General features: G+C 63.8%; 12 protein-coding genes. 2 read left to right on the top strand and 10 right to left on the bottom strand.

From position 1 onward, the window contains the following. Positions 1 to 56: 56 nt before the first annotated feature. The 3 genes from AC3RCG_RS10480 to AC3RCG_RS10470 all read right to left on the bottom strand — a co-directional run bounded on the left by AC3RCG_RS10480 (position 57) and on the right by AC3RCG_RS10470 (position 2,714). Positions 57 to 1,313: an HD-GYP domain-containing protein gene (locus tag AC3RCG_RS10480; protein ID WP_492405110.1), complete on the bottom strand. Its 1,257-nt coding sequence runs from the start codon at positions 1,311 to 1,313 to the stop codon at positions 57 to 59. A 377-nt stretch (positions 1,314 to 1,690) separates the two neighbouring features. Further along, on the bottom strand, positions 1,691 to 2,287 hold the full coding sequence (locus AC3RCG_RS10475) for a hypothetical protein (protein WP_121668978.1): 597 nt from the start codon (positions 2,285 to 2,287) through the stop codon (positions 1,691 to 1,693). Positions 2,288 to 2,348: 61 nt separating this feature from the next. Beyond that, on the bottom strand, positions 2,349 to 2,714 hold the full coding sequence (locus AC3RCG_RS10470; protein ID WP_492405112.1) for a winged helix-turn-helix transcriptional regulator: 366 nt from the start codon (positions 2,712 to 2,714) through the stop codon (positions 2,349 to 2,351). 112 nt (positions 2,715 to 2,826) lie between these two features. Here AC3RCG_RS10470 and AC3RCG_RS10465 point away from each other — a divergent pair, with 112 nt between their 5' ends. Together AC3RCG_RS10465 and AC3RCG_RS10460 are read left to right on the top strand one after the other, a co-directional pair. After that, the gene (locus AC3RCG_RS10465) at positions 2,827 to 3,534 is read left to right on the top strand and encodes a glutathione S-transferase family protein (protein ID WP_492405114.1); all 708 of its coding nucleotides are present in this window, start codon (positions 2,827 to 2,829) and stop codon (positions 3,532 to 3,534) included. Between the two features lie 117 nt (positions 3,535 to 3,651). Beyond that, the gene (locus AC3RCG_RS10460) at positions 3,652 to 5,742 is read left to right on the top strand and encodes a S9 family peptidase (protein WP_492405116.1); all 2,091 of its coding nucleotides are present in this window, start codon (positions 3,652 to 3,654) and stop codon (positions 5,740 to 5,742) included. 102 nt (positions 5,743 to 5,844) lie between these two features. On the opposite strand, the gene AC3RCG_RS10455 is transcribed toward AC3RCG_RS10460, so the two are convergent. From AC3RCG_RS10455 to AC3RCG_RS10425, 7 genes are all read right to left on the bottom strand, one after another. Beyond that, positions 5,845 to 7,899: an esterase-like activity of phytase family protein gene (locus AC3RCG_RS10455; RefSeq protein WP_492405118.1), complete on the bottom strand. Its 2,055-nt coding sequence runs from the start codon at positions 7,897 to 7,899 to the stop codon at positions 5,845 to 5,847. 70 nt (positions 7,900 to 7,969) lie between these two features. Beyond that, entirely contained in the window at positions 7,970 to 8,896 is a 927-nt protein-coding gene (locus AC3RCG_RS10450) for a helix-turn-helix domain-containing protein (protein ID WP_070288842.1), read from the bottom strand. Positions 8,897 to 8,951: 55 nt separating this feature from the next. Next, positions 8,952 to 9,857 carry a helix-turn-helix domain-containing protein gene (locus AC3RCG_RS10445; RefSeq protein ID WP_070312312.1) on the bottom strand — a complete coding sequence of 302 codons (906 nt, stop codon included), beginning with the start codon at positions 9,855 to 9,857 and terminating at the stop codon, positions 8,952 to 8,954. A 15-nt stretch (positions 9,858 to 9,872) separates the two neighbouring features. After that, complete coding sequence (locus AC3RCG_RS10440) at positions 9,873 to 11,348, bottom strand: mannitol dehydrogenase family protein (RefSeq protein ID WP_492405121.1); 1,476 nt, start codon at positions 11,346 to 11,348, stop codon at positions 9,873 to 9,875. Next, a complete protein-coding gene (locus tag AC3RCG_RS10435) occupies positions 11,348 to 12,397 on the bottom strand; it encodes an ABC transporter ATP-binding protein (protein ID WP_070288875.1) in 1,050 nt (349 codons plus the stop codon). Before AC3RCG_RS10435 ends, AC3RCG_RS10440 begins: the two co-directional genes overlap by 1 nt. An 18-nt stretch (positions 12,398 to 12,415) precedes the next feature. After that, entirely contained in the window at positions 12,416 to 13,234 is an 819-nt protein-coding gene (locus tag AC3RCG_RS10430; protein ID WP_492405124.1) for a carbohydrate ABC transporter permease, read from the bottom strand. A 10-nt stretch (positions 13,235 to 13,244) separates the two neighbouring features. Next, positions 13,245 to 14,105 carry a carbohydrate ABC transporter permease gene (locus AC3RCG_RS10425; protein WP_070219872.1) on the bottom strand — a complete coding sequence of 287 codons (861 nt, stop codon included), beginning with the start codon at positions 14,103 to 14,105 and terminating at the stop codon, positions 13,245 to 13,247. Positions 14,106 to 14,215: the final 110 nt, after the last annotated feature.

The following is a 14,215-nucleotide window of genomic DNA, read 5'->3' as shown; positions in this document are numbered from 1 at the left end:
ATTATTTTAATATTTTATTATTAACAAAATGCACTTTATTACGGCCCTGCCGGCCGTCATGCCACGGCAGGTTCGCCGGCCCAGTAACGGTCGATGTCCTGCAGGCGCCACTGGGCTGCGCTTTCCGTGGAAACGATGCGCTCCTGGCAACCCGGCGCGGCCAGGTCGAGCAGAGTCGGGGCGATGCAGGTGCCGGCGCGGATGGAAAAAAACACGCGCACGGTGGGCTGGGTCAGCGGCTTGCCCGGCGACTGTCCCACCACCACGGCCAGGCGCTCCGACTGCAGCCGCACCAGGGTGCCCAGCGGATAGATGCCCAGGCATTTGACGAAGGCGGCAAACAGTTGCGCGTCCAGGTGCCCGCCGCGCCAGCCTGCCATGCGGCGCAGCGAATCGGCCGGGCACCAGCCCTGCTTGTACGGCCGGTTCGAGGTGATCGCGTCGTACACGTCGCAGATGGCGCCCATGCGCGCAAACAGGCTGATTTCCTCGCCGCGCAGCCCCTTGGGGTAGCCGCTGCCATCAAGTTTTTCATGGTGGTGCAGGCACACGTCGAGCGCCACCGGGTCGATCTCGCCCACTTCCTGCAGCATGCGGTGGCCGGCGGCCGGATGGGCGCGCACGGAGGAAAATTCCGCTTCGCTCAGGCTGCCCGGCTTGTTGAGGATGGCGGACGGTACGGCCATCTTGCCGATATCGTGCAGCAAACCCGCCAGGCCGGCCGAGCGCACCTGCTCGGGCGCCAGGCCCAGCTCCCTGGCCAGCGCCGTCATCAGCGCGCACACGGCCACCGAGTGCATATACGTGTAATTGTCGGCGGATTTCAGGCGCGCCAGGCCCAGCAGGACGTCGCCGCCACGCTGCATCGAGGCGGCAATATCGTCGACCAGTTCGTAAGCTTGCGCCGCGGACAAGGCCTTGCCCATGCGCACCTCGTCGAACATCGTCTGCACGGCCTGGCGCGAGCGTTCGATCAGGCGCCGGGCGCGCGCCAGCTCCTCCTCGCGCGAGCGGGGCGGGCCCGGATCGGCGATGGTTTTGCTTGCCGACACCTTCGCTGGCGCGGCCGCGGGAGCGCCTGCCGCGGCCGGCGGCGCGGCAGAAGGCACGGCGGGCGGCGCGACTTGCGGCGCCTGCCCGCGCGTCGTGTCGATCCACACTTCGCACAGGCGTGCCGAGCGGATACGCTCGAGGTCAGCCGGCGACTCCAGCAAGAAAGAACGCGTCCAGAAAGGGGTATCGAGCCAGGAACGGCCCAGACGTTCGACATACATTCCCAGCATCAGTTCGCTACTCGTTATTTTTTTCAGCACGGCGGTTCTCCAGACATTCAGATCGCAGCATTTACTTGCGCATTATCAATATCATACGCCAAAAATAACGATTACACCAAATATATTGCTTTATATGGCAGAATCACAACATAAATAAAAATAATCACCAATTCTATCATTTTCATTTCATAAAATATTGAATCAACAAATATATCAATTCAGCCATATTGCCTACGCTAAACTGTATGTCTGGTGCTGATGAGGGATGCGATATGCCTGCCGGCGGCCGCGTGGGCCGCCACGCAGGCTGGACGTGCAGGAGGGAAGTGCGTGAGCGCCAGACGCCCCGAAGTGGGGCTGGCGCTATGCAGAAAGGAATGTCAGGCCGCTGGGCGAGCGGGCTGGCGGCCGGCAGCTTAGCGCGGCACGTAGCGCCAGCCGGCGTTTTCCAGCATGAAGGTCAGTTCCGTCTTGATGCCTTCCGGACGGCTCGGCACGCTCAATTGCGTATCGCACACGAGGTAGCCCGTCTTGCGCTTGACGTCGCACTCGTTGACGGCCTTGACCTGCATGGTGCTTTGCGCTTCCTGCATCTGCACGTCCTTGGCCGCCTCCGGATTGCGCGCCACTTCTTCCTTGGCCCAGGCGCGTATCATCGCTTGCGCCTCGGCCGGCGACGGTCCCGCAAACTTGGCATCCTTGCGCTCGACGCCGACCCAGGTGCCGTTATCGTTACGTAGCGGCAAGACCATAAAACCGTCGCGCATGCCAGCGCTCATGCCGATCAGACACACCACCTCGCCCGGCACTTCCTGCGAATCCTGGCAACCCTGCAGGCTGGTGGCCTTGACGGGAATGGGAACCGGTATCGACGATTGCATCCTGGCTTGCGTTTTGGCCACGCCCGCCTGCACGGCGGCCTGGATGTGTTCGAGCGTGGGCATGGTAGCGGCCTGGGCCGGCAAGGCGGCGAACAGGGCGGCGGCGGTCAGGGCGAGGGTAGTCAGGCGCATGGGTGTCAAAAGTAGTGATCAAAGGCCGGCAGTCTAGCACTTTGCATAAAAACAGCTGTTTCTATACAGACATGTTCCCTGCCTCGGGCGCGAGAAAGGCGCCGCCCCCGTCCGCCTGTCCGCGCAGGCGCAGGCCGATGGCGCGCAGCATCTCGACCAGCTCGCGCAAGCGCATGCCCTCGTCCGTCAGCTGGTATTCCACCTTGACGGGCACTTCCGCATAGATCGTGCGCGTCAGCAAGCCCGCCTCCTCCAGCGCGCGCAAGTCCAGGGTTAGCATGCGCTGCGAGATATTCGGCACGGCGCGGCGGATTTCGCTGAAGCGCTTCGGCCCCGCCATCAGATAGCTGAGCAGCACCGCCCTCCAGCGCCCGCCCAGTAAACGCATGGCTTCTTCCACGGCGCAGCCGGAGACATTGTCCTTCATGGCGATCCCTATCTGGTATAAAAAATGTACCTATACCACATTATTCTGCCTTCTTCCAAATAGTAACTATCGCGACTAGACTGCCCTTCCCTCACCTGAATGGAACTCCAGCATGGAAACCACCCTGATCTACAGCGTGCCGTTCGGCTGCTCGTTTGCCGCCATCGCCGCCCTCGAATGGAGCGGCTTGCCGTATCGCCTGGCCCGCGTGGAAGCGCGCGACCCGGCCAGCAAGCAGCATCCGGCCTTTCTCGCCATCAATCCCCTGGGCCAGACGCCGGCCCTGCTCACGCACGCGGGCACGCCGCTGCTGGAAAGCATGGCGATCCTGCTGCATATCGCCGCCCGCGCGCCGGACAGCGGCCTGGGCTTTGCGCAGGGCACGCCCGCCTGCGACCGCCTGAACAGCGCGCTGTCGTTTCTGCACACGACCTTCCACGCCGCCTTCATGCCCGCCTTCCAGGCGTCGCGCGCGGCAGAAAACGATGCGCGCGCGGCCGTCTGGCGCGAAATGGCCGTCGAGAAGGTCAACAAAAGCCTGGCGCACCTGGAACGCCTGCTTGAAGGCCGCGCCTGGCTCGCTTCCGATGCCGCGCCGACGATTGCCGACGCCTACCTGGCCGCCACGGCGCGCTGGGCCGAACCGCTGCAGCTGGCGCGGCTAAGCGACTATCCGCACGTGGCGCGCGTGCTGGCGGCGCTGGAACAGGACCCCGGCATCCGCTTTGCCCACGCCATCGAGGCGGGCTTGCCGGCCGCCAGCCGGGGCGGTTTCCTGGGCCACGTGGCGCTCGACCAACTGGCAGTTCCGGCCGGCTAACCGGCGGTCAACTCCCGCAGCGGGCGCGTCTTTATTGCTATGATGTCGGGCTGCCGGCGGTACAGCCGGCCACGTTCATATCACATCAACAACGTCGCAATAACATTGGGAGTTTGAATGAGTTTACGTCTGCTGCTCTTGGGAGCATTCAGTGCCGCCATGGCCACCACCGCCGTTGCTGCGGAATCGGCGCTGGCCGCGCCGCGCGGCTTCACCGTGGAAGACATGGTCGCCATGGAACGGGTGGGCAGCCCCGTGCTGTCGCCGGACGCCACGCGCGTCGTCTACACGGTGCGCACGACCAACCTGGAGAAAAACCGCGGCAACACGCAGCTGTGGATGATCGACCTGCGCGCGCCGAACGCGGCGCCGCGCCAGCTCACGCGCGGCGACGCCAGCGCCAGCGATCCGCAATGGTCGCCGAACGGCGACGCCATCTACTTCCTCTCGGGCCGCTCCGGCTCCTCGCAAGTGTGGCAACTGCCCCTGAACGGCGGCGAAGCGGCCAAGGTCACCGACCTGGCACTGGACGTCGATACCTACCGCCTGTCGCCGCAGGGCGACCGCCTGGCCTTCAGCATGGGCGTCTTCCTCGATTGCGCGGACATCGCCTGCACGAAAAAGCGCCTCGATGAAAAAGCGAAAAACAAGGCCAGCGGCATGGTCTACGACCAGATGTTCGTGCGCCACTGGGATACCTGGGCCGATGGCCGCCGCAATGCGCTGTATTCGGCACCGATCGACGCGGCCGGCAAGGTCAGCGCCGCGCCCGTGAGCCTGAGCGGCACCCTCGATGGCGACGCGCCATCGAAGCCATTCGGCGACAACGGCGAATACCACTTCAGCCCGGACGGCAAGACGGTGGCCTTCTCCGTGCGCGTGGCTGGCCACACGGAAGCGTGGTCGACCAACTTCGACGTCTATACGATACCGGCCGCCGGCGGCCAGGCGCCGCGCAACCTCACGGCCGACAATCCGGCCTGGGATGCGAAAGCCACCTACTCGCCGGACGGCCGCACCCTGGCCTACGTCGCCATGACCAAGCCGGGCTTCGAAGCGGACCGTTTTCATTTGGTGCTGATGGACGTTGCCACGGGCAAGAAGCGCACCCTGGCCGACGACTGGGACCGTTCCGTGGCCGACTTCCGCTGGACGCCGGACGGCAAGGCCTTCCTCGTCGCCGCCGATGACGTGGGCCAGCACCGTCTGTTCCACATCGACGCGGCCAGCGGCAAGGTCAACGCGCTGACGGGCAAAGGCGCCGTGGGCGACTTCGACGTGCGCGGCAATACCATCGTGCTGACGCAAGCGAACCTGGCCTCGGGCGCGCAGCTGTACACGCGCAAGCTCGACGCGAAGTCCGAATCGGCACCGATGGTGCAGCTGACGAAACAGAATGCGGCAGCGCTGGCCAACGTGCGCTTCGGCGAATATGAGCAGTTCTCGTTCGCGGGCGCGGATGGCGAAACCGTCTACGGCCACGTCATGAAGCCATGGAACGCCAAGGCAGGCGAAAAGTATCCGATCGCCTTTTTGGTGCACGGCGGCCCGCAAGGCAGCTTCGGCAACAGCTGGAGCTACCGCTGGAATCCGCAAGTGTATGCGGGAGCCGGCTACGCCACCGTCTTCATCGACTTCCACGGTTCCACCGGCTATGGCCAGAAGTTCACGGATGCCATCAGCGGCGATTGGGGCGGCAAGCCGCTGGTCGACCTGCAGAAGGGTCTGGAAGCGGCCACCAAGAAGTTCCCGTGGCTGGACCGCGAGCGCAGCTGCGCGCTGGGCGCGTCGTACGGCGGCTACATGATGAACTGGATCGCCGGTAACTGGCCGGACGGCTTCAAGTGCCTGGTCAACCACGACGGCGTGTTCGACAACCGCGGCATGGCATACGCGACGGAAGAACTGTGGTTCACCGAGTGGGAAAACGGCGGTACCTATTACGATGCGCCAGCCAAGCACGAGCAGTTCAACCCCGTCAACTTCGTGAAGAACTGGAAGACGCCGATGCTGGTGGTGCAGGGCGACCTGGACTTCCGCATCCCCACCGCGCAAGGCCTGGGCACCTTCACGGCGCTGCAGCGCCGCGGCATCCCGAGCAAGCTGCTGGTCTTCCCGGACGAAAACCACTGGGTGCTGAAGCCGGCGAATTCGCTGCTGTGGCATCACACGGTGCTCGATTGGCTCAACACTTATACAAAAAAGTAAACCAAAAAGCAAAATCTGGGGTCAGACCCGTCGGGTCTGACCCCAGCTCTACGCTAGCCGTACAGCTCACGCCTGCGGCTTTTTTACGTCCGTCAAACTACATCAATACGTATTGAGCGCCTTGGCGAACTTCACGATCCACAAACGGCTAGGACGCTCGCGGTCGTCGCCGCGCGCCACGCGGATGGTGTTGGCGGCATTGCAGCCGGCCGCGCTGCTCGTGACGATGGTGCCATTGGCATCGACCGTGCACTTGGTCACGTCGGCGTCCGCCACTTCCACGCCATTCGCGTCGAAGACCTTGGTTTTCAGGCCGAAGTCATTGTCGTTGGCCAGCGCGATGGTGGAGTCGTCGATCAGGGTCAGGCCTTCGGCCTTTTCCGCCGCCCAGCCGATGGCGTTCAAGTCCAGCAGCAGCGTTTTCTTCAGCGGCGTGACAGCGGCCCAGTCGGCGCCATTGACGGGGGCGCCGCCCATGCTGCTCTTCTCCAGGTCCGAGGTCGTCGCGTTGAAGGCGGCGGCCGCGATGTCGGTGGCGCCCTTCAGTTCGACCAGCATCAGCTTGTTGAAGACCTTGCCCGACGGCGCGGCGCCCTGCTCGATGACGAGGAACTTGCCGCCGCCCAGCGCCACCATGTCGCCCAGCTTGGCGTTGCCCGTGCGGCCATCCTGGTAGTCGGCCGCGTTGAGCGGATACGCATACATCTTGCCGCTGGTGCCAGTCACCGGGTCGAATTCGATCCAGCGCGTGAAGCGGGCAAAGCGCTCGACCTGTTCATTCTTCTTCGTCACAGAATATGGTGCCGTGCCGTCGGACAGAGGGCTTTGCAGGAAGGCGTACAGCTTGTCGTTGCTCGTGTCTAAGGTCATGCCTTCCATGCCGCGGTTCGCGCGGCGCTTGGCGAACAGCGCCGGCAAGCCCTTGCCCGGCTCGTATTTCGCCTGGATGATACCGGTGGCGGCGTCGATCTTGACGATGAAGGGACCGTATTCGTCGGACACCCACAGCGCATTGCGCTTGGCATCGACGACGATGGACTCCGAATCGAGGCCGCCCGCATTGAAGACGGCCTTGCCAGCCGCATCGAACTTCATCGCATCCATGACGGGAATCTCGGCAGAATTGCCGACCGCGCCCACGGGCACGGGCAAGCCCGAGCTGTTGACGGTGGCCGACACCTTGATCGGCGTCGACGAACCCAGCACGGCGCCGTTCTTGCCCACGGTGATCACGCCGAACGACGGGGTAAAACTGGGCGACGGGAAGATCTTGCTGCCGATGGTGCCCTTGCCCGATGGATCGGGCACCAGCGGGCCGTCGCCGTTCGGGCCGCGGTCCGTCAAGCCATAGAATTCCAGGTCGCCAGCCGCGTTCTTGCCCTTGTAGGCCAGGCCGGAACCGTACGACGGCAGGAAGCCGTTCGGGAATTCGCCCTTGATCTTGGCGTTCGCGCCTTCGTACGGCACATAGAATTTGTCGGCCGCCTGGATCTGATAGCGCGTCACGGTGACTTTCACTTCGCCGACAGGATTGGCCTGTGTCAGCGCCTCGTTGACGGGCGCGCCCGCTTTCGAGGCCAGCGTGTCTTCAAAATGCTCGCGCACGAGGGCGCGGCGTTCGGCATCGACCGTGCGGCCGGCGAATTTCCCGCCCACGCTGGCCAGGTGCGCGGCCAGGGCCGTGTTGAAGACGGCCGGAGCGGTGGCAAAGTCCAGTGTCTTGCCGGCCAGCGCGGCCTTCACTTCCGCCGTCAGCTTGATGCCGTTCGACGGATCGCTGTCGTCGTCGAGCAGTTGCAGCGCCAGCAGGCGGTTGACGACCTTGTCATCCGCCACATTCGTGCTGGCGGCCAGCGCCAGCGGCGTGACGACGGCGCCGCATGGGGCCGAACCGAGGGCCAGGCCGCCCACGCTGAAGGCTACCGTCTCGCCCGGGTTGCAAATGAATTCGCCCTTGGCATTGGTGCTGGCCTTGGGGGCGCTGCCGGCCACATAATCGAGTCCTTCCACCGCGCCGTCGAGGAACACACCCGTCTGCGCCACGGGCTTGGAAGGCTCCGCCGGCGGATTATCGCTGCCGCCGCAAGCGGCCAGGGCCAGGCCGGCGGCGATGGCCAGCAGGGTCAGTTTCGGGGTCGACGTTACAGCAGTGTTCATGCATTCCTCGGCTAAGATGGGTTGAAGCCGTGGAGAGTAACTGTTCAAAGTGACAAGCCCATGACAGCCGTCACGCCAGTGGCGTATCCGCAACAGGTCCGCCGATGCCGCCGAAGCGGCCATCGGCCTGGCGCCGGAATTCCTTCGGCGTGACGCCCTTCACCTGCAGGAAGCGGCGGTTGAAGTTGGCCACGTTCTGGAAGCCCACGTCGTAGCAGACGTTCGACACGTATTGGTCGGTGTCCATCAGCAGCTGGCACGCCTTGTTGATGCGCAGCCGGCTGACGAAGTCCGTGAAGCTGTTGCCCGTCGCCTTGCGGAAGAAGCGCGAGAATTTACTCAGCGACATGCCCACCTGCTCGGCCAGCATTTCCGCCGAAATCGGCTCGCGGTAATTGTCCGTGATGTAGTTGAGGACGGAATTGACCTTGGCCAGGGTGGCGTCATCGTCATAGGAACGCAGCGAGGCGCTCGACAGCAGACGGTAGTTGGCCGTGCGCGCCAGCTTGCTCATTAATTGCACGAATTCGGCGAAGCGCTCGGCGCCATGCGTGGCGCGGATGCGCGCCAGGTGCTGTTCGGCCTCGTGGCCCATGTCGAAAAATTCCACGCCATAGCTGGAGCGCTCGAGCAGCGGCAGCAACTCGCGCAGTTCGGGAATCACGCGCGCGGCGCCGGCCAGCGGCGCATGGGCGAACTGCACGATCATGTCGCGCAGGGCCACGCCGCCGTCCGGCATCACGTTGGAAATCCAGTTGTGCGGCAGGCGCGGGCCCGTCAGCACCAGGTGGCCGGGCGAGAATTCGCCGATATAGTCGCCCACGAACAGGCGCCCGCTGGTGGCGACGATCAGGTGCAGCTCATACTCTTCATGGCAGTGCCAGCGCACGCGCGAGCTGGGATAGCCATGTTCCAGGTAATTGATGATGCCGTCGTAGCTTTCGCGTTCCAGCTCGGGCGCCTTGCGCTCGCTGTCCTTGTGCCATAGGTGTTCCATGCTTGTCTCTCTCAGGCTGTCCCCGCCCGTGCCATCGAATGTACCTCAAAAAGCTTCACTCGCCAAAACGGCCCAGCGCCTGCTGGCGAAACTCCTTCGGCGTCATGCCCTTCAATTCCAGGAAGCGCCGGTTGAAATTGGCCACATTGTTAAAACCCGCCTCGTAGCAGATGTTGCTCACATAGCGCTCTGTCTCCATCAGCAGCTGGCACGCCTTGTTGATGCGCAGGCGGTTGACGAAATCCGTGAAGCTGTTGCCCGTGGCGCTGCGAAAGAAGCGCGAAAAGGTCCGCTCTGGCATGTCCACCTGCTCGGCCAGCTGTTTCAGCGAGAACTGGCTGCTGTAATTGTGCACGATGAAGTTGATGGCGGAGCTGATGCGCGCCAGCGCCACGTCATCGTCGCTCGACTGCATGGGCACCGTCGACAGCAGCTGGTAGTCGCTGGTCTGCGCCAGTTCTCCCAGCAGGGTGAGAAATTCGATGAAGCGCGGCAGGCCGCTCGTGTCGCGGATGCGCCGGAAGCGCCGCAGCGACTGTTCGCTGACGCCAAAGAATTCCACGCCGTGCAGGGCGCGCTGCAGCAGCGGGAAGATGCCCTTCAATTCGGGAATGGCGGCCGCCATCGACGCCAGCGGCGCATGGCCGAACTGGATCACCATGTCGCGCAGGGCCACGCCCTCGGCCGGCGTGTCGAGCGAGACCCAGTTGTGCGGCACGCGCGGCCCCGTCAGCACCAGGTGGCCAGGCGTGAACTGACCGATGTAGTCGCCGACAAAGACCTTGCCGCTGCTCTCGACGATCAGGTGCAGTTCGTACTCGTCGTGATAGTGCCAACGCACCAGCGCATTCGGAAAGCCGTGCTCGAGGTAGCGGATGAAGCCGAAACTGCCTTTCGGCTCGAAGCCGGGCGTGGCGTCGCGCTGCTGTTCCAGCTCCATCTGCGGCAACGACGGTGGCATGGCGCGCCCTCCCCGTCAGGCGACGATCTGTTCCAGCGCCGCGCGCGCGCCCAGCCCATACAGGCTGGCCAGCGACTGCCCCACCGCCTGCGTGAACGCGGGTGCGTCGGACAGGTCGCCGAACAGTTCGCGCAGTGACAGCAGCGCCGCGGCGTCCACCCCGCCCTGCAGCGCCAGCGCGCGCAGGCGCACCGCGTACGGGTCGTTCAAGGGCATCTCGCGCCCCTGCTCGTCGTGGCCTTCCAGGTAGCGGAACCAGCACGCCACGGTAAACGCCAGCAGCTTGATGGCGCCGCCCCGGGCCAGCGCTTCGCGCACGGACGGCAGCACGAATTTCGGGATGCGCGCGGAACCCTCCGTGCCGATGCGCGCCAGCTGGTCGCGCACGGCCGGATTCGAAAAGCGTTCGATCAGGGTTTCCTTGTATTGCGCCAGATCGATGCCTTCGACGCTATCGAGTAAGGGCGTGACCTCGTCATCCATCATGCGCCGCACCAGCAGCCGGATGCCCGCATCCTCCATCGCTTCATGCGCAAACGTGTAGCCGAGCTGCATGCCGATGTAGCACAGGGCCTGGTGGCTGGCATTCAACAAGCGCAGCTTCATCTTTTCATACGGCAGCACGTCGTGCGTCATCTGCGCGCCCACCTTTTCCCAGACCGGGCGGCCCAGCGGGAACTCGTCTTCGATGACCCACTGGCGGAACGGCTCGCACACGACGGGCCAGGCGTCGACGATGCCGAAGCTGTCGCGCACCAGCGCCCGGTGTTCATCCGTGGTGGCCGGCGTGATGCGGTCGACCATGCTGTTGGGGAAGCTGCCATGCGTGGCCAGCCAGCGCGCCAGTTCTGCGTCGCGCAAGGCGACAAAGGCCAGCAGCATCTTGCGCGTCACATCGCCATTGTTTTGCAGGTTATCGCAGGACATGATGGTAAATGGCGCCAGTCCCCGCTGGCGGCGCAGAGCCAGGGCGGCGACCAGGTAGCCGAACGAACAGCGCGGCGCCTCCGGGTGCGCCAGTTCCTGCACGATGTCGGGGTGCTGCGCATCGAATTCGCCCGTGCCCTGGTTGACGTAATAGCCGCCCTCGGTGATGGTCAGCGCGACGATGCGCGTGCCGGGGTCGGCCAGCTTTTCCAGCACGGCTTGCGGCTCGTCGGGCGCATACAGGTAGTCGCCGATGCAGCCGATGATACGTGCCGAGTCGCCGGCCGCGCTGCGCTCGACCACCGTATATAAACCGTCCTGCGCCCGCATGGCGTCGCGCATGGCCACGTCATGCGCGAGCAAGCCCACGCCGCAGTATCCCCATTCTGCATTGCCTGGCAAGGCCAGCAAATCGTCGAGATACACGGCCTGGTGGGCGCGAAAAAAACCGCCCACGCCGATGTGCACGATGCCGGGCACGAGCGTCTCGCGCGCATACGCAGGCACGGCGACGTTCGCCGGCAGCTTGGCCAGGTTCGATTGCTTCAATGCGATCGCTTCCATTACAGCGCTCCTTTCGCCGCCGCGTAGGTCTTGCCGGCACGGTCGAAATAATGGACGAAGCCCGGCTCGAACGTCAGATGCGTCTGCTGGCCCGGCTGCAGGCTGCTGCGCTCCGCGCCGCGCGACACCACCTGCACATTGTTCGGCAAGCGCACATAGGTCAGCGTTTCCACGCCCAAGGACTCCACCAGGTCGACGGTGACGGGCACGCTGCCCGGCTGCGCCGCGCCCAGGTGCACGTGTTCGGGGCGGATGCCGACAAAGCCGTCCGCCTGCGCCGCGCTGCCCGCCTGCGCCAGCAGCTGCGGCGCGGCGTCGGCCGGCACCACGTTCATGCTGGGCGTGCCGATGAATTGCGCGACGAAGCGGTTCGCCGGGCGGTCATACAATTCCAGGGGCGAGCCATGCTGCTCGATCTGCCCGTCGCGCAGCACCACCACCCTGTCGGCCAGGGTCATCGCCTCGACCTGGTCGTGCGTGACATAGATGGTGGTGGCGCCCAGTTCGCGGTGCAGCTTGGCGATCTCGATGCGCGTCTGCACGCGCAGGGCCGCATCGAGGTTCGACAGCGGCTCGTCGAACAGAAACACTTTCGGGTCGCGCACGATGGCGCGGCCGATGGCCACGCGCTGGCGCTGGCCGCCCGACAATTCCTTCGGCGTGCGCTCCAGGTAACGCCCAAGGTCGAGGATGGCGGCCGCCTTGTCGACTTTCTCGCGGATGATGGCCGGATCGACGCCGGCCAGTTTCAGCGCGAACGACATGTTCTGGAACACCGTCATGTGCGGATACAGCGCGTACGACTGGAATACCATCGCCAGGTCGCGCTTGGACGATGGCAGCGCCGTGATGTCGCGCCCGTCGAGCGACAACTTGCCGCCGTCGATCGGTTCCAGGCCCGCGATCAGGCGCAGCAGGGTGGATTTGCCGCAGCCGGACGGCCCGACGAAGACGACGAACTCGCCCTGTTGGATCTCCAGGTCGATGCCCTTGATGGCGCGGTGCTCGCCAAAGAATTTCTCGATATTGCTCAGTTGAAGGTAAGCCATGATGTCATCCAATAGTGTTTACTTAACAGCGCCGAAGGTCATACCCTGGACCAATTGTTTCTGGCAGAACCAGCCCAGTGCCATGATGGGCGCGATGGCCATCAGCGAAGCGGCCGACAATTTGGCCCAGAAGAGTCCTTCCGGGCTCGAATACGAAGCGATGAGCCAGGCCAGGGTGCCCGCGTTGGAGGCGCCCAGGTTCAGCGACCAGAACGATTCATTCCATGACCACACCATGCAGACCAGCGCCGTGGAAGCGATGCCGCCCACGGACAGGGGCAGCACAACGTGGCGGAACTCGTCCCACACGGTGGCGCCATCCATGCGCGAGGCCTCGAGGATTTCGCGCGGCAGTTCCTTCATGCTCGTGTACAGCAGCCAGATCATGATGGGCAGGTTCATCAGCATGAACATGATGGTCAGGCCGATGCGCGTATCGAGCAGGCCGAAGTACTGGTAGCAGATATAGATGGGCATCAGCGCGCCCACGCCGGGCATGTAGCGCGAGCTGAGCATGAATTTCAGCAAGCCGATGGTGCCGCCCGTGGGAAAGTAGGCCATCGAATAGGCGGCCGGGATGGCGATCAAGAGGCCGATGGCCGTCGATACCACGCTGGTAAACAGCGAGTTCCACGCGTAGCCGAAGTAATTGTCGCGCGCCAGCACTTCGCGGAAGCTGTCCAGGGTCGGCGTGAAAAACAGCAGGGGCGGCGTGGAAATGGCTTGCCCTTCCGTCTTGAAGGCCATCAGGCCCAGCCAGAAGATGGGAAAGAACAGCAGCAGCGCGCACAGCCAGGCGGCGGCCGTGCGGCCATACAGATTGAGTTTGCTATGCATCAAGGTCTCCTTATTTCGACAGATTCTTGCCGATGACGCGCATCAGGAAGAAGGCGGCGATGTTGGCGATGAGCACGGCGAACAGGGCGCCGGCCGAAGCTGCTCCCACGTCATAGGACAGCAGTGCCTGCTGATAGATCATGAAGGTGATCGTGGTCGTGTCGAAGCCGGGACCGCCGCCCGTCGTGGTAAAGATTTCCGCAAAGATCGACAGCAGGAAGATCATTTCGATCATCAGCACCACCGAGACGGCGCGGCCCAGGTGGGGAATGTAGAGGTAACGCAGTTGCTGCAGATAGGTGGCGCCATCCATGCGCGCCGCTTCCAGCTGTTCGCGGTCCATCGATTGCAGGGCCGTCATGAAGATCAGGCAGGCAAACGGCAGCCATTGCCAGGAGACCATCATGATGATGGAAAACAGAGGGTGGGCCGACAGCCAGTCAACGGGCGTGGCGCCAAAGAAGAGGCTGATCTGCGCAAACAGGCCGTAGATCGGATTGAGCAGCATGTTCTTCCACATCAGGGCATTGACGGCCGGCATGACGAGAAACGGCGAAATCAGCAGCACGCGCACGATGGCGCGCCCCGGGAACGCTTCATTGATCAGCAACCCCAGCGCCGTGCCCAGCACCACCGTGATCAGCATGACGGAAAACAGCAAGGTGAACGTGTTCTGCAAGGCAGGCAGGAACGAGGCATCGGTAAAGAAAAAGTGGAAATTGGCCAGACCATGGAAAGGATGGCCGCTCGGATCGAGCATGGAATAGCGCACGAACGCGTAATACAGGGTGATCAACAACGGGATCACGGAAATGACGGAGACGGCAAGCACGGCCGGCGTCAGCAAAGTCCGGGGGATAATGCGTTTCATAGGATACTCTTGGGACGTGAGGGAATGATCATCAACAGAAATCCGGGGTCAGACCCGTCGGGTCTGACCCCAGTTTTAAGCCACCAATCTCTTCGCCTGTTGATAAACCA

The sequence above is a fragment of the Janthinobacterium sp. GW823-FHT01H08 genome (assembly GCF_058797855.1).
The sequence above is the reverse complement of the archived record's forward strand: the minus strand, read 5'-3'. Positions and strand labels throughout refer to the sequence as shown.